Genomic DNA, 16,998 nt, shown 5'->3' on the forward strand with positions numbered 1-16,998 from the left:
TTAAACATTGACGATGTTCAGTAAACAGCGGAGCTACGGGCTCTATCGCCCTCTGAAGATTTATCACTCTTTTAGTTTTTAGCTTGAAGCTCGAAGCTTGTAGGCAACAATAACAACCAATAAAACGCGACGGGGAACAAAATGAAAAAAACACTGTTAAAGCTTACGCCAATTGCGTTAGCGATCACTACATTAACCGCTTGCTCTCCAGCAAGTGAAACCGCTAAAACTGCGCCGGAACCCATTAAAACAGAACAGCCTGCTGGACAGTCTGAGTCTGAACGCCTTAATGCGTTTTTCGAACGTACTTTCGAAGAAGATCTCAAACGGTCGCCGCTATTTCAAAGCTACTTAGGCAAAAAATGGGACTACGACAAGTGGGATGATATCAGTGATGAAGAGGCTGATGCCCGTATTGCTATCGCCAAAAACCGACTAGAAACGCTCGATAGCTTTGACACCAACAAGTTAACTGACCAAGAACAGTTGAGCTTACGCCTTTACAAACTCGGCATTGAACGTGACTTAGCTAACGACAAATTTAGACATCACCGCTATATTGTGCATCAATTTCGCGCTGCGCACACTCAGGTACCCAGCTTCCTTATCAATATTCACAGTGTAAAAAGTACGGAAGACGCTCAGGCCTATATTGGTCGATTAGACAACGTGCGTACCTACTTCGACCAGGTTATTGACCAAATGAAGGTGCGCGAACAAGCTGGTGTATTCCCACCTGCATGGGCCTACGACCAAATGATTGTCGCGTCGAAAAACGTAATAACTGGCGCGCCATTTGATGCAAGCGAAACGTCTTCTACTATCTGGGAAGATTTTCAAAACAAAGTAAACCGTCTTGATATTACAGAGGCCGAAAAAACTACCCTTTTAGGTGAAGCCAAAGCGGCGCTAGTAACCTCGGTTCTACCCTCATATGAAAAGTTTATTGAAGCACTAGCCCATCAGCGTGAAATAACACCTGAAGGTGATGGTGTGTGGCGTTTGCCAAATGGTGATAAATGGTATCAAAATCGCCTTAACTGGTTCACCACCACTGACCTTACTGCTGATGAAGTTCACCAAATTGGCTTAGACAATGTAGAACGCATACATAACGCCATGCGCGACATTATGAAACAGGTGAATTTTGAAGGCACGCTCCAAGAATTTTTTGTTTTCATGCGTGAAGACGATCAATTCTATCTGCCCTCAACCGATGAAGGCAGACAGCAATACCTTGATATGGCGAAAACAGCCATAGACGACATGCGAGAAGCTATTCCTGAATACTTCGGTATTCTGCCAGAGGCCCCTATGATTGTTAAACGGGTTGAAGCGTTCCGTGAACAATCGGCAGGCAAAGCGTTTTATCAAAGCCCTGCACAGGACGGCAGCCGTCCGGGAATTTATTACGCCAACCTGTATGATATGAAGGCTATGCCAACTTATCAGTTAGAGGCACTCGCGTATCACGAGGGCATTCCAGGCCATCACATGCAGCGCGCAATTGCACAAGAGCTTGAGGGTGTACCTCAATTCCAGAAATTCTTGAGTTTCACGGCATACACAGAAGGCTGGGGCTTATATACCGAGGAACTCGCGAAAGACATGGGCTTTTATGAAGACCCGTATTCTGATTTCGGGCGTTTGGCTATGGAGCTTTGGCGTGCATGCAGACTCGTGGTTGATACAGGTATTCATGCGAAGAAATGGACCCGCGAAGAGGCCGTAAACTATCTTGTTGAAAACACACCGAACCCTGAATATGACGCGCAAAAAGCGATTGAGCGTTACATCGCCATGCCAGGGCAAGCGACCGCTTATATGATTGGCAAACTTAGAATCATGGAACTGAGAGAACATGCTCAGACCGAGCTTGGCGACAGATTTGATTGGAAAGGTTTCCATGACGAAGTGCTTAAATACGGTCCAGTGCCTCTTTCTATCTTAGAAGAAAACATAAACGCTTGGATCGCCTCTGTGAAAAAAGCATAGCAAGTTCGTCTTCGTAGCTTGAAAACTAGCAGTTAGTTTAAAACGCGTCTTTTGAGTAACGAAATGGCGCGTTTTTTATGTCATAGTGAAAAAAGTTTCAGATTTTGGATTTTTTTTATGCTTGGGCGAAATAAATCCGATAGCGGTCAGGTCTTATCGGGTATGAAAGCAAAACACCAAAGATACGAAGCGCTTGTAAAGGCTTTCCATGCCGATATTTACCGCTATGCATTCTGGCTTATTAAAGACCAGAGCATTGCCGAGGATGTCGTTCAAGAAACCTTCTTACGCGCTTGGCGCTCTTTAGACGCCCTTAATGATGAAAAGGCGGCGAAGTCGTGGTTGATTACCATTCTTCGCCGTGAAAACGCCCGTAGGTTTGAGCGCAAGCAACTCGATACGGTAGATATTGACGACTGCCATATACAAGACGATACCCAGCACGCAGACGGCGACTTAAAAGATAGAGAGCTTCAGCGACTACTAGGCGGATTGAGTCTTGAATATCGCGAACCTTTAATACTTCAGCTCCTTTTTGGGTTTAGTGGCGAAGAGATTGCCAATCAACTCGGGCTCAACAAGAACACCGTGATGACTCGCCTTTTTAGGGCAAGGAATCAGCTCAAAGAGGCATTAGAGAAACAAAATGAACAGAGAGGTCGTGTAAATGGATGAATTAGAATTTAGGCGTCGAATCTACGCCGATCCAGAAACGACTGACAGTGATGTTGTAGAAGCGGCAAAAGAAGATGAAAGCAAGCGCAGTTTCTGGAATGAACAAAAGCAGTTCGACAAACAGTTAAAGCAAGCTTTAAAAGTGGATGTTACGGAGGACCTTGCCAGTAAACTCATTTGGCAACAGTCGGCAGACGAATTCACCCGTTATAAACGCAGAAGCCGCTGGTATCTAGCCATGGCCGCGTCCGTTGCTTTTACCGTGGGCATTGGGCTTACCATGTGGTATCACCAGCCGCTTAGCCTTGGTGGGCAAGCGCTTGCGCACATGCAGTATGCAGAAATGGAACACGCACACTCATTGCTTCCAGTTGACTTGAATATGGTCAACGCAAAACTCGCAAGCTTCGGCGGCAGCTTTAGTGAAATGTTAGATGGCGTAGAAGTCGCGAACTATTGCCATTTGAGCACAGTGAGAAGCCTCCACCTTATAGTGAATACACCTCAAGGCAAGATGTCAGTATTTGTGGTACCAGAGCGCGGCGATATTCGCGTACCTAGCGAATTTAAAGATAGTCAGTACCGCGGCGAGAGCATTAAAATGAAGCGTGCCAATATAATGATTGTGGGTGATAAAGACGCCGATCTCAGCGGGATTAAAAAGGCAGTGTCAGAGAGAATTCAATTTTCAGCCTGACGATTACGGTAATTGGCCCCCCGCTCCAATGATCCTTTACCATAGACTTTTCACTTTATCGGCCCACTGTGGCCGATTTTTTTGCCTAAAATTAAGGTGAAAACCTGTCCAATAAAACTTATAATTTTGGAATTAAAACGTTCGTTTCAAAAATGAATTCGCTTTTCAGCCTATCCGCAGTATAGAGGTAGCAAATACTATGACCGCTTGGTGTCGTTTTACAAGGCTAATCTTGTGTCTATTGTTGCCTTTGACGACTTGTTTTTCTTTACGCGCACAGAGCTCCGATATCAAAAACGCTTTAAGGTTAGAGAAACTTGACGGCTATAGTCACATTGCAGCCACAACCATCTATCATTGGAACACACCAAGTAATGTGAGCAATACTGATATTACTTTAATGATTGAAGAATCAGGCTTACAGGATGATAAACAAAGTGAAGGAGTGATTTTTAGACATTTATTAGCCACTTCTACCGCAAATGATGTTGATTCCCAACGAGTTCCGATTTTCGTTAAAGAGCCGTTATTAGATAAACACTGGCAAGAGCTAAAAGCGCTTATGCCTGAACTCTTCGTTGCTGCAAAGGCGTATTACATATATGCAAGGGCGGTTAACGACTTTGACGGTTCTTCTCTGCGTATCAACGAAACTGTGCCTGCATTGAGACGTTTGAAACTTGAAGCTCTGGATACGGGTAGTAAAACAGCTACCGCAATAGCGAGTATATGGCTGGCTATGGAGCTTAATTTAACCAATCCTATTCAGGCCATTAATGAACTTGAATATGCGTTGGCGCACCTTCCTCATTATTCACCAGACAAAAACTTACAAAATGCACTATCAAAAACTATCGCGCATGATTGGCTCAGAGATGCCTACCTCGAGCTCTTCGTTCCGAGTAGAGCCTTCTACCACTCCCAGCAAATTCTTGATAGTAAAGAACAGGCTGAAAGCAGCGTAGTCACTACTTGGGCTTTCTTTTCGGCGATAGACGCATTACTTGTTCAAAACAGTTTTGACGATGCTTTAGCTTTGGTAGAGGACGCCGTAGATTATGTATCTAGGGTAAATTCATCACACGAGAAGCTGTTGATATATGTTCAAAAGCTTCGTGCTATTGTTTTTCAGAAAGGTGAAGGTTATGAGAACGCAGCACAAAAAGTCATGGAGCAAATTAGACAACTCGATACTTCAAAAGTGAAGGAAAAAACTCAAGAACTCTCTGTCTACGCAGATGCACTTTACTCAGCGGTACTGAATGATGAAGCAAAGTTCAATGAGTCAGTTCAGCAATATAAAAATATCGTTCTAGCAAAAACCGTCGATTCAGGTTTTAAACAGAAGATTAAGCTCAAAATGGAGCTCGAACTCTCAAGACTCTACGATGCTGCGGGCAATTATGAAAAAGCGTACGAGCACTCTCAGTCCTACAATAAATTGCTCGTTGCAAAAAACACGGAGCGATTTAAATTTTCTTCATCTTACTTCACAGATAATTTGGCAGAAGATATTGAATTAGCGCACTATCGGCAGAAAGAGTTAACTACACTACGAAATGAAAGAAACGGTCTTTCTACCGATAAAGAAGCCATGAAAACCACGATTTTCGCGTTGATATTAGTGATTCTACTTATTCTCACCCTGTGGCTTTGGGTCGCTAAAAAACAAAGCGATTTACTTGCTGAGCGGGACTCTCTTACTGGCGCCCTCACCCGTCGGGCCATGTTGAACAGCTTGAAGAAATCGCTAAAAAGTAACAAAACCTCGTGTATCGCCCTTCTTGATGTTGATAATTTTAAAAAGATTAATGACAGATACGGCCACATCGTGGGCGACGAAGTGCTAACTACATTTACCCAAATCATTCAAAATAGAATTCGCAAATCAGATAAGCTCTGCCGATATGGTGGTGAGGAGTTTTTAGTTTATTTCTCTGACACTGATGAAAAATCAGCCAAACGGATCCTTGATGAGCTCAATGTTGCGCTTTCCCGTCAAAAATATTGGAACGGCACTGATGAGAAGTTTTCTGTCAGCTTTTCTTCTGGGATTCTGGATGTAAAGGGTGAGACCAACTTAGACACGATTATTAAAGCGTGTGACGATTTGCTTTACAGAGCAAAACGCGAGGGGCGAGCTCGCGTAGTCTCTCTATCATTTTAATTGTCGGCCAAACTTTATTTACACGTAACCGTATAGAAAATATGCAAGGTCACTGACTGACGTAGAGACTCTGAGTCAGAGGTGTTAGCATGAGAAAAAAATCATAGGGAATTTATATGGCTACTGGCACGATAATCTCGTTGGGTTTGTATTTTATTGTAATGTTAGGAATAGGGCTTTTTGCCTATCGGCAGACAGACACCAACGTAGAGGGCTATATGCTCGGCGGCCGCCAATTAGGCCCCGCGGTAACCGCACTTTCAGCAGGTGCTTCAGACATGAGTGGATGGATGCTCATGGGTTTACCCGGCGCGATGTATGTATCAGGGTTGTCCGCGGGTTGGATTGCAGTAGGCTTAACATTGGGCGCTTTAGCTAATTATATGTTGGTTGCTCCACGCCTTCGCGTCTATACCGAAGTGGCCAACAACTCTATTACCCTCCCCGACTATTTTGAAAATCGCTTCGCCGACAACACGCGTTTATTGCGCGTTATAGCCTCTGTGGTTATCGTTGTCTTCTTTACGCTTTACACTTCCTCTGGCGTTGTCGCAGGCGGCAAATTGTTCGAAACTTCTTTCGGATTAACCTACGAAACTGGGTTATATGTTACCGCTGGCGTTGTTGTAGCGTACACATTGGTGGGCGGCTTCATGGCAGTGAGCATGACTGACTTCGTACAAGGCTGCATCATGTTTGTATCGCTTATTATGGTGCCTGCCGTTGTTATTAATGAGTTGGGCGGGATCGGCGCGTCAATTGACGCATTAGATACCATAAACCCGGCGCTTTTCGATGCATTTATGGACGCGTCTACCAATGAAGCACTAAGCGTAATAGGCATTGTTTCACTGATGTCATGGGGCCTAGGTTATTTTGGGCAACCCCACATTATTGTTCGTTTTATGGCTATCCGCTCAGTTAAAGATATTCCAACCGCTAGAAATATTGGTATGAGCTGGATGATAGTGTCGATTATTGGCGCATTGATGACAGGCCTTTTTGGTTTGGCTTATGTAACAGGAAACGGCAACGACATTGATCCTGAAACAGTCTTCATCTACTTATCTCAAATTCTATTCCACCCGCTTATCGGTGGCTTCCTGCTCGCTGCGATTTTAGCGGCGATCATGAGTACGATTTCTTCTCAGCTGTTGGTAACCTCAAGTTCACTAACCAGCGACTTTTATCAAGCCTTCCTAAGACGTGATGCGTCAGATGGCGAGCTCGTTATTGCTGGTCGTGTCAGCGTAGTCGTTGTCGCGCTTGTAGCAATCTATCTAGCTTATGATAGAGACAGCACCATTTTGACACTTGTAAGTAATGCTTGGGCTGGCTTTGGTGCAGCCTTCGGACCGCTTGTACTATTTAGTCTGTTTAAGCGTGAAATGACTCGCCGTGCTGCATTAGGCGGTATGATCGTTGGTGCAGTGACGGTGTTACTGTGGATTTATCTTCCTATTGAAATCGGCGGCCAAAAGCTTGGTGACTGGATGTACGAAATTGTACCCGGGTTTATTTTATCTAGCTTAACCATCATGGTTTTAAGTAAATCTGGTTCGCCAAGAGAAGGTGTGGTCGATACGTTCGACGCTTTCCAGACCAAATTGAGTGAAAGGTAAGCGAGGGATACGAAATAAGTCATTCGCAAAGGTAGTGAATAACAAGCCCTGTTTATATTATTAAACAGGGCTTTTTTCTTTTTATAGCCCTTGAAAAAATTGGCTTATGCTTCAATTGCATGACATTTTTATTTAATGGAATAAGATAGCTATTTTAAATAGCAAAATCGCATACTACTTTTGAAATTAAATATGTTATCGTTCTATGCAGAAAAATAACCCGTATATAACTTTTTTGCATATAACATAAATTCGGACTTCAAAATGACTGCTAGTATCCCGTCTGTAACGCATTTGAAACAACTCGAAGCCGAGAGTATCCAGATTTTCCGTGAGGTTGCTGCTGAGTTTGAAAACCCAGTAATGCTGTACTCTGTAGGAAAAGACTCTTCTGTACTGCTTCACCTTGCCCGTAAAGCGTTCGCGCCCGGCAAAATTCCTTTCCCACTATTACACGTAGATACCACGTGGAAGTTTGGTGAAATGATTAAGTTCCGTGACGAACAAGCTAAGAAGCACGGTTTTGATTTGCTTGTTCACATCAATGAAGAAGGTGTGAAAGCTGGCGTTGGCCCATTTAGCCATGGTTCAGTAAAACATACTGACATCATGAAAACCCAATCACTTAAGCAAGCGCTGAACAAATATAAGTTTGATGCTGCGTTTGGTGGTGCTCGACGCGACGAAGAAAAATCTCGCGCTAAAGAGCGTGTATATTCATTCCGCGACAGCAACCACCGCTGGGACCCTAAGAACCAGCGCCCAGAGCTTTGGAATATTTACAACTCTCAGGTAAACAAAGGCGAAAGCATTCGTGTGTTCCCAATGTCTAACTGGACTGAACTAGATATCTGGCAATACATCTACCTGGAAAACATCGATATTCCACAACTTTATCTTTCTAAGCCTCGCCCAGTGGTTGAGCGTGACGGCGTTCTTATTATGGTTGATGACGACCGCATGCCGCTTGAGGAAGGTGAAGTACCAGAAATGCGCTCTGTGCGTTTCCGTACCCTAGGCTGCTACCCACTGACTGGTGCAGTAGAGTCAAAGGCGGCTACCCTGCCTGAAGTTATTCAAGAGATGTTGCTGACCAAGACGTCTGAGCGCCAGGGTCGTGTTATCGACCATGACAGCGCAGGCTCTATGGAGAAGAAGAAAATGGAAGGGTACTTCTAATGGCCACCGACAATGTTGTTTGGCATAAACACGAAGTCAACAAGACCACTCGCTCTAACAAGTTGGGTCAAACGCCTCGCGTGTTTTGGCTGACAGGGTTGAGCGGTTCGGGTAAATCAACATTGGCAAATTTGCTCGAGAAGAAGCTTCACGAGCAGAACAAGCACACCTATCTGCTTGACGGCGATAACGTGCGCCACGGTTTGTGCGGCGACTTAGGTTTTAGCGATAAAGATCGCGTTGAAAACATTCGTCGCATTAGCGAAGTCGCCAAGCTATTTGTGGATGCCGGTACCATTGTGCTTACCGCTTTTATATCGCCATTCAAAGCTGACCGCGACTATTGCCGTGGCCTACTTGAAGACGGTGAGTTCGTAGAAGTGTTTGTTGATACGCCACTTGAAGTGTGCGAGAAACGCGACCCTAAAGGGCTATACAAAAAAGCGCGCAGCGGTGAAATTAAGGACTTCACAGGCATTGATTCTGCCTACGAAGCACCTGAAGCGCCGGAAGTACACTTAACCTATCAGGATGAACCTGCAGAGCAGACCGCAGAGCGTTTGTATGCTTTGCTTCAAGAAAAGGGATTAGTGTAATGACACAGCCTTTAAATACGCTTGCACAGAAAGTGTTAGCCATCGCCAAAGAAGCTGGCGATAAAATAATGGCAATCTATGAAAAAGATTTTGCCATTTATGAAAAGCAGGATACCAGCCCGCTAACTGAAGCTGATCTTGCCGCACACAACGTTATTGTTAGCGCCCTAGAAGCGGAATCTGAATTACCGATTCTGTCTGAAGAATCAGCAGATATTTCGTGGGATGAGCGTAAAACGTGGTCGTCATATTGGCTGGTTGACCCGCTAGATGGCACCAAAGAGTTTATTAAGAAAAACGGTGAGTTTACGGTAAACATTGCACTTATCGAAAACGGCAAACCGACTATGGGTGTGGTTTACGCGCCAGCACTTAACAAAAGCTATGTAGGCATTGTAGGTGAAGGTGCATGGACCGAAGTGAATGGCGAGTTTACCGCTATTTCTGCACGCAAGCACGATGGTGCAGAAGTGTGGAAAGTAGTCGGCAGCCGCTCTCACCAAAGCCCTGAGATTCAAAATTTATTGGCACAGCTAAGAGGTGAAACCGAGCTTGTGGCGATGGGCAGTTCACTGAAGCTTTGCTTAGTGGCTGAGGGCGAAGCACATCTTTACCCTCGATTAGGCCCAACATCTGAATGGGATACGGGTGCAGCGCACGCAGTCGCACTCGCGGCTGGTGCGAACGTAACGGTACTAGACCCCGAAAATCCATTAGATGATAACGCTGACGCTCTTACGTATAACCAAAAAGAGTCTGTGTTAAACCCCTTTTTCCTTGTGAGCGCATAACATGAACAATGAAAACGAATTATTAAGACAGGACATTCTGTCTTACCTAGAGCAACACGAAAAGAAAGACATGCTACGTTTCCTTACCTGCGGTAGCGTAGACGACGGTAAAAGTACCCTTATTGGTCGCTTACTTCACGATTCAAAAATGATTTATGAGGACCAACTTGCTGCTATCACAAAAGACAGCAAAAAGGTGGGAACGACGGGTGAAAAAGTTGATCTTGCTCTTCTTGTAGACGGTCTTCAATCAGAACGTGAACAAGGTATTACGATTGACGTAGCATATCGCTACTTCTCTACTGACAAGCGTAAATTCATTATCGCTGACACACCAGGACACGAGCAGTACACACGTAATATGGTAACCGGTGCATCCACGTGCGACCTGGCTATTATTCTTGTTGATGCCCGTGGCGGCGTTAAAGTACAAACAAAACGTCACTCTTTCTTAGTTTCTCTTCTAGGCATTAAGCACGTGATTGTTGCAATCAACAAAATGGACTTGATGGACTATTCAGAAGAGGTATACAACCAAATTCAGGAAGACTACCTGAAGTTTGCTGAGCAGCTTGATATTCCTGATATTCAGTTTGTTCCGATTTCCGCTCTTGAAGGCGACAACGTAGTAGGTAAGAGCGACAAAACACCTTGGTTTGACGGCACGCCATTAATGGAAATGCTAGAAAACATTGAAATTGGTGAAGACGACAATCATGAAGACTTCCGTTTTCCAGTACAGTACGTTAACCGCCCTAACCTAGACTTCCGTGGCTTTGCCGGTACGGTTGTTTCAGGGCAAATTGCTCCTGGAGACGAAATTACTGCGCTTCCTTCTGGTAAAAAATCTAAGGTGAAGCAAATAGTTACCTTTGAAGGTGACCAAGAACGCGCTTACGTACCTCAGGCGGTAACGCTAACACTAGAAGATGAAATTGACATCTCGCGTGGCGACATGATTGTTAAATCAGACAACTTACCGTTACTTAACACGCAGTTCAAAACACACCTTGTGTGGATGTCTGAAGAGCCGCTAATGCCAAACAAGCAGTACTTGTTTAAGTTTGCGACGAAGTCAACACCGGGCGTTGTTGCGCATATTGATAACCAAATTGATGTGAACACGCTAGAAGAAACCGACGCTATGCATCTCAATCTTAACGAGATTGGTGTGGTTGACGTTAAGTTCACGCAGCCTGTTGCCTGCGACCCGTACAAACGCAACCGTCCTACAGGCTCATTCATCGTTATCGATCGCTTAACCAATGGCACTGTTGGTGCAGGTATGATCATTGATGAAATTGCTGGCGACGCACAGCATACATCGCCAAACTTCTCTGAGTTCGAGCTTGAATTCAATGCACTAGTTCGTAAGCACTTCCCGCATTGGAACTCTGTGGATATCAGTAAACTATAAGCAGGACTGGAGCAAAATGGATGTGACCCAGTTCATCGTACTGGCAGTCTTTGCCAGTACGATATGCGCGCTGATCTTTACCAGTCAGCGCCCTTCCACTGTGTTTTCTGGTGCAGTGTTAGTATTACTGGTTACCCAGCAGTTATCTCTTGATGACATCTTGCTAAATTTAACAAACAAGGGGCTTATTACCCTTGTTTTGTTGCTTTTGGTAAGCAGCGCAATAGATAAAACCGCGTTAATCAAACGCCTAGGAAGAAAACTAGTAAGTGCTAACTTTACTCAGTCCTACTGGCGTTTGTTTTCGTTGACATTTTTGTCGTCAGCGCTGTTAAATAATACGGCCATTGTGGCAAGCCTCATTGGTCCTATTAAGCAAAACCAATATCATCCTGCCTCACGATTATTAATACCGCTCTCGTATGCTGCTATTTTAGGTGGGACGGTCACTTTAATCGGTACGTCTACCAACTTAATCGTAGATAGCTTCTTGCAAGAACACGGTCACCCAGGGTTTAACTTTTTTGATTTCACACTGTACGGCACCGTTGCGGGGCTAAGTTGTGGTCTACTCATGTTTTTATTGCTTCCTTTACTGCCTCATATAGGCAACAAGAGCAATAACTATCACGAGTATATGGTGGAAGCCGAAGTGGAGTCAGGTTCAGAACTTATCGGCAAAACGGTAGAACAAAATCACCTGCGTAATCTGCCAGAACTCTTTTTGGTGGAAGTGGTGCGCAATGGGAATCTTATTTCTCCTGTAGGCCCTGATTTGGTGATTCTCGAAAACGATAAATTGATATTTTCTGGCAATGTCCAAAAACTTGATAGCCTTAGCCATATTAAAGGGCTAAGCATGTTTGCAGAAACCGATGGCGTGCTGCGCGAAAGTTTGACTGAAGTCGTTGTTGCCAATCGTGCTCAAGTGATTGGGCAAACGATAAAAAAACTCGGCTTTAGAGCCTTGTTCGACGCTGCTGTAGTGGCAATTCGCCGCGACGGTGAACAATTGTCAGGCAAATTAGGAGAAATAAAGCTCCAAGCCGGTGACTTTTTACTTCTCGCGACTGGCCCAGACTTCGCGACACGACAAAATTTAAATAAGAACTTTTTCATTTTGTCTGAGCAAAAAATTGCACGACCACTGACCAATAATCAGGAATGGATCACCCTTGGCGGCTTTCTTACCACGGTACTTTTGGCTGCAACTAACGTCATTTCATTAGCTATTGGCCTGCTATTTTTGGCCGCGGTGCTGATTGGGGTCAAAGTAACGTCAAATGGCGAAATGAAGCGAAACTTGCCGCTGAATTTGATTGTTGTGATCGTGGGCGCATTAAGCTTGGCCACCGCGCTTGAGAATTCAGGCGTAATAAGTACAACCACAGAAGTACTTATGCCGGTGTTATCAGGAACCGACTGGTTCATCGCTCTGTTGGTCATTTACTTGCTTACGCTTGTGTTGACCGAGTTTGTCACCAACAATGCAGCAGCGGCGCTAATGTTTCCGTTTGCCTATGGTTTAGTGCAAATTATTGGCGCGCCACTTATGCCATTTGCACTGGCAGTAGCATTTGCGGCAAGTGCCAGTTTTATCTCGCCGTTTGGCTATCAAACTAACTTGCTTGTCTACAACGCTGCAAATTATAAGTTTTCCCATTTTATAAAAATCGGACTGCCAATTTCAGTTATGTACAGCACGATTGTACTTACACTACTGAATATCACTTATCTATAGTCAGGTTAATGTCTTTTTCTAAAGGGAAGCTTTGCTTCCCTTTTTCTGTCTGGCTTCTAACACACGTTATGTATTCCATTAGTATTCACTTTCACTTACAAAAAAATGCGCTTGTTCAGAATCTTGTGCTGTACATCGCCTATAGCCAGCAGTAATCTGTGTCACTAATGTAATATCCACCCGCACAGATAGTTATTATTCGGGTGTTTATGAACAATGACTTACATACAGTCATTGCTTTACACAGTGTATGGATAGTTAATAAAAACGATGAAAAAAGGAGCAAGGGATGCACAATGTATCGAACCCTTTCCAAGCGTGTAATGATATTTTCTTTAAGCCTAATGGCGTGTTCAAGGCAATAGGAGAAAACAATAATTGGAGTTGGATGCCATTTATATTAATCATGGCCATCACGCTGGTATCACAATATCTCTATGTAAATTTTGTCGACATTGAGTGGTTCGCACAGATGAACATTGCCGCCCAAGGCGATATGAGTCCTGCGGAAGAAGAGCAAATGAAGGCATTTTTCACCCGAGATGCTTTACTGTGGTCATCAATTATCGGCGCTTTTTTTGTGCCGATTATCGTGAATGCGGTTTATGCCGTGTACGTTAATCTTGCGACTCGTTCAGACGACACCCATGTATTTGGTTTTACAGACTGGTATGGCTTTGCATGGTGGTTATCAATGCCGTACGTTCTGACAGGTTTAGTTGGCTTAGCACTGCTGCTATTTACAGGCGATCATCAAGTGGCGCCATCAATAATGGCACCCGCCTCTTTAGGCTTTATTGCAAATATCCCCATGGACTCACCGTGGTACGCGTTCGGTCAAGCGCTAAGGTTAGAACTTTTTTGGGGAATTTACCTAGCTACGGTAGGCATCTCGCAATGGACGTCTTTTCCGCTGAAAAAGGCAGCACTCATTGCAGTCGCCCCCTATGTTGTAATCTACGGCATTTGGTTAGTTGCCTTGGCAATATTCTAACCATCCCCTATTCTATCTCGACGTCTTTGTCCGATTGACTGTCAATTGGCGCTTCACCAGAGATATCACTGGTGTAGCGCTTATCTACAGAAAACGGAGCACACAAAGCTGAAGACTGGTGCTCAACGATAAACACCTAAGACCATAGCGGAAGCTGTATCGTTGGCTTACTTTCTGAGCGAAGCGGCCTAAAATACTCCTTATTTTGATAAAAAGTCGCATCTTGATTGTTATGCCATAAAGGAACACCCAGCAAGGGTAACGGCTTTAAAAGCGGTGTAGACTCAAAATAATTTAATGCTTTGATACGCGCTGTCATGGCATCGTCAACTATTGAGCGCTGCTGCCATTTATTGAGTTTACTAAAGCCATAAGGTACGGACACCGACAGCCACTTGCCCGTGAGCCCAACAAACGGTTTAAGCATCATTTCTAAGTTTGCGTGCCCAAAAATAATGGGGCTAACATTCGCGTGCCACAGCGCTCGCTTTTCAACGAAAACCCGCTCCCATTCATGCGCCGCTAACTCAGCTAAAAAGGTTTCTAGCGCCTCAGCGTCGTATAGCGAGCTTCTCTTATCTTTGTTTTCTAAGCAAATGCCCGCCTCGCTGGAGATTTGCACTCTCGTTGCAGGCTCTTCTATGGCAAGCACCACACCGCACTCATCGAAATGTGTAATGCGATTGCGCCGTGCCGTCCTGGGGTTTACGCCGTGGGTTTTAATATCATTGATATGTAGCGCATTTAACAAATATTTTGTTTTTGGAAATTGAAGCCAAATTAGGGCGTTGAATAAATCATGCCAGCTTTGCTCACGGGTGGGAACAACACCGTCTTCACTGATGATGGTTTCGTAATAACGTTGGTCTTCGTCTAAAAACTGACTTTGCCCTTTAAACAATGGGCCTTGCCAGTGCTTGTGATATTGAGCAATTAATTTGTTCAATAAATCAGGCGTTGGAAATTCATTATTACTCAGTAAGCCGAACTCTTCTAGCAGTGCCGTCACGGGTTTACTGGCATGTTTGAGCAGGTAGTCCTTACAGAAGGGTATTGAGTGTGATTGCATATCAACTATTGGTTCGTTCTGGGGTTTTCTCTATACTGGGTAGGTATTGTAGAGCAAACAGAGACTAACAATGAAAAAAATGTTTTTGCCATTACTTGTACCTACCCTTATCGGCGTAAGTGCATGCACACCTTCAAACGACAGCACCTCAACAAAAGAGTCAACACAGCAAGCCATGCCTGTGGCTTCAAACTTCGACAGTGTTTACAACAATATTTCCGATGCTGATATTCGTGAGCCACTGAAAGTACTGTCTTCAGATGAGTTCGAAGGACGTTTACCTACGACTGAAGGTGAAAAGAAGACCATCGACTACCTTGTCAGTGAATTTACTAAAGCTGGTCTAAAACCTGGCAACGGTGACAGCTTCTTGCAAAAAGTGGCGCTTATGGAAATTACCGCTGATCCAGACATGACAATGACAATTGGCGACAACAGCTTCGTTTATAAAGAGGATATGGTAGCGTCATCAAAGCGCGAGCAAAGTTCAGTATCACTTGAAGATTCAGAGCTTGTTTTTGTTGGTTATGGTGTGAATGCACCAGAATACGACTGGAATGATTACGAAGGGCTAGACGTTGAAGGTAAAACCGTCGTCATACTGATCAACGACCCTGGCTTTGAAAACCCGGAAAGCGGAAAGTTTCAGGGCACCACAATGACCTACTATGGCCGCTGGAGCTACAAATATGAAGAGGCAAGCCGACAAGGCGCGGCAGGTGCCATTATTGTTCATGAAACTGCACCTGCCTCTTACGGCTGGTCGGTTGTTGCTAACAGTTGGAGCGGTCCACAATACGGTTTAGTAAGTGCTGACAAAGGTGCCAGTCGAGTGGCCGTTGAAGGCTGGCTCACGCTGGATGCTGCGAAAAAAGTGTTTGCTGACGCAGGCCTGGATTTTGATACCGAGAAAGCTAATGCCATGAAAGGTCCGTATAACAGGGCCATGGATATTAAAGCATCGGTTACCGTTAATAACACATTCAAAAAGTCAGAGAGCAATAACGTTATTGCCACACTGCCGGGCGCCGAGTTTCCTGATGAGCATATTATCTACACGGCGCACTGGGATCATTTAGGTAAAGATGAGAGCAAAGAAGGCGACCAAATCTATAACGGCGCCCATGACAACGCGACAGGCACCGCAGCTATTTTGGCCATGGCCAAAGCCTTTTCTGAACTTACGCCTGCACCAAAGCGCTCGGTATCATTCTTAGTGGTAACCGCGGAAGAGCAAGGGTTATTAGGCAGTAAATACTATGCAAGTAACCCGGTTATTCCTATTGAGAATACCGTTGCTAACATCAATATGGACGCTATGAACGTTCTAGGTAAAACCAAAAACGTAGCCGTGGTAGGCATGGGTAAATCAGAAATGGAAGATTACCTTGAAGCCGCTGCAGCTAAACAAGGTCGTACATTGACCCAAGAAGATAGACCTGAAGCGGGTTATTATTACCGTTCAGATCATTTCAGCTTTGCCAAACAAGGTGTACCGGCACTTTATGCAGAGGGCGGTAACGAGCCCGCAGATGAAGAGACAGCCAAATACAGAAAACGTATGAACGTTATTGTTACGGGTTGCTATCATCAAGTGTGTGACCAATATCGCGACGACTGGGATTTAGGCGGTATTGTGCAGGATACCCAAATGTTATTTGATGTTGGCGTTGGCGTCGCAAATGCAGATGCTTGGCCAAAATGGAACGAAGCCAGCGAGTTTCAACGTAAAAACTAGCCTTACGAAGGGTAAGGTTATTTTATATTTTGCAAAGAGCCTCGTATGAGGCTCTTTTGTTACATAGCCCTTCATTACATAGCCTTTTATTACACAGCCACCTGTTTTTTAGCATAGGCACATCGCTTCTAGCGTGAGGATTAGGACAAAAATGTTAATAAAACGCTAATTTGAGACAAAAGGAATAAGAATTTCCATTTTCTCATCATAATGTACTTGCAATTTCCTGTCAGACTGGCACATTCAAGGCACGCGAGAAAAAGAATAAAAACAATCCTTCGCCCGCTCGTACGCGAGTACCGACAGAAAACCTCAAT

General features: G+C 44.5%; 14 protein-coding genes. 12 read left to right on the forward strand and 2 right to left on the reverse strand.

Features of this window, described 5'->3' with window-relative positions; all coding sequences use genetic code 11:
- Positions 1–141 precede the first annotated feature (141 nt).
- From GVO63_RS06530 to GVO63_RS06580, 11 genes are all read left to right on the forward strand, one after another.
- Positions 142–1,995, forward strand: coding sequence for a DUF885 family protein (locus GVO63_RS06530; protein ID WP_159578614.1), 1,854 nt, complete (start codon positions 142–144; stop codon positions 1,993–1,995).
- A 117-nt stretch (positions 1,996–2,112) separates the two neighbouring features.
- Positions 2,113–2,670 carry a sigma-70 family RNA polymerase sigma factor gene (locus GVO63_RS06535; RefSeq protein WP_159493444.1) on the forward strand — a complete coding sequence of 186 codons (558 nt, stop codon included), beginning with the start codon at positions 2,113–2,115 and terminating at the stop codon, positions 2,668–2,670.
- The gene (locus GVO63_RS06540) at positions 2,663–3,367 is read left to right on the forward strand and encodes a DUF3379 family protein (protein WP_159578616.1); all 705 of its coding nucleotides are present in this window, start codon (positions 2,663–2,665) and stop codon (positions 3,365–3,367) included. The genes GVO63_RS06535 and GVO63_RS06540 overlap by 8 nt, the downstream gene beginning before the upstream one ends.
- Positions 3,368–3,743: 376 nt before the next feature.
- Positions 3,744–5,534, forward strand: a complete 1,791-nt coding sequence (locus tag GVO63_RS06545) for a GGDEF domain-containing protein (protein WP_236552074.1) — start codon at positions 3,744–3,746, stop codon at positions 5,532–5,534.
- Positions 5,535–5,650: 116 nt separating this feature from the next.
- A complete protein-coding gene (putP, locus tag GVO63_RS06550) occupies positions 5,651–7,156 on the forward strand; it encodes a sodium/proline symporter PutP (protein ID WP_159578620.1) in 1,506 nt (501 codons plus the stop codon).
- 264 nt (positions 7,157–7,420) lie between these two features.
- Complete coding sequence (gene cysD / locus GVO63_RS06555) at positions 7,421–8,335, forward strand: sulfate adenylyltransferase subunit CysD (protein ID WP_159578622.1); 915 nt, start codon at positions 7,421–7,423, stop codon at positions 8,333–8,335.
- Entirely contained in the window at positions 8,335–8,931 is a 597-nt protein-coding gene (gene cysC / locus GVO63_RS06560) for an adenylyl-sulfate kinase (RefSeq protein WP_159493385.1), read from the forward strand. The genes cysD and cysC overlap by 1 nt, the downstream gene beginning before the upstream one ends.
- Positions 8,931–9,722, forward strand: coding sequence for a 3'(2'),5'-bisphosphate nucleotidase CysQ (cysQ, locus tag GVO63_RS06565; protein WP_159578624.1), 792 nt, complete (start codon positions 8,931–8,933; stop codon positions 9,720–9,722). Before cysC ends, cysQ begins: the two co-directional genes overlap by 1 nt.
- 1 nt (position 9,723) lies before the next feature.
- Positions 9,724–11,139, forward strand: a complete 1,416-nt coding sequence (cysN, locus tag GVO63_RS06570; protein ID WP_159578626.1) for a sulfate adenylyltransferase subunit CysN — start codon at positions 9,724–9,726, stop codon at positions 11,137–11,139.
- A gap of 16 nt (positions 11,140–11,155) precedes the next feature.
- Positions 11,156–12,880 (forward strand): SLC13 family permease, encoded by a 1,725-nt coding sequence (locus tag GVO63_RS06575; protein ID WP_159578628.1) that lies wholly within the window; start codon positions 11,156–11,158, stop codon positions 12,878–12,880.
- Between the two features lie 289 nt (positions 12,881–13,169).
- Positions 13,170–13,874, forward strand: coding sequence for a YIP1 family protein (locus tag GVO63_RS06580; protein ID WP_159493389.1), 705 nt, complete (start codon positions 13,170–13,172; stop codon positions 13,872–13,874).
- A gap of 7 nt (positions 13,875–13,881) precedes the next feature.
- Here the strand turns inward: GVO63_RS06580 and GVO63_RS19750 are convergent, their stop codons facing one another.
- Together GVO63_RS19750 and GVO63_RS06585 are read right to left on the reverse strand one after the other, a co-directional pair.
- Positions 13,882–14,010, reverse strand: coding sequence for a hypothetical protein (locus tag GVO63_RS19750; RefSeq protein WP_268891618.1), 129 nt, complete (start codon positions 14,008–14,010; stop codon positions 13,882–13,884).
- Positions 14,011–14,943 (reverse strand): DUF3025 domain-containing protein, encoded by a 933-nt coding sequence (locus GVO63_RS06585; protein WP_159578630.1) that lies wholly within the window; start codon positions 14,941–14,943, stop codon positions 14,011–14,013.
- A gap of 70 nt (positions 14,944–15,013) precedes the next feature.
- Between GVO63_RS06585 and GVO63_RS06590 the strand changes: the two genes are divergently transcribed.
- Complete coding sequence (locus GVO63_RS06590; RefSeq protein WP_159578632.1) at positions 15,014–16,681, forward strand: M28 family metallopeptidase; 1,668 nt, start codon at positions 15,014–15,016, stop codon at positions 16,679–16,681.
- Positions 16,682–16,998: the final 317 nt, after the last annotated feature.

This window comes from Alteromonas sp. KUL106, from assembly GCF_009811415.1.
Lineage (GTDB): Bacteria > Pseudomonadota > Gammaproteobacteria > Enterobacterales > Alteromonadaceae > Alteromonas.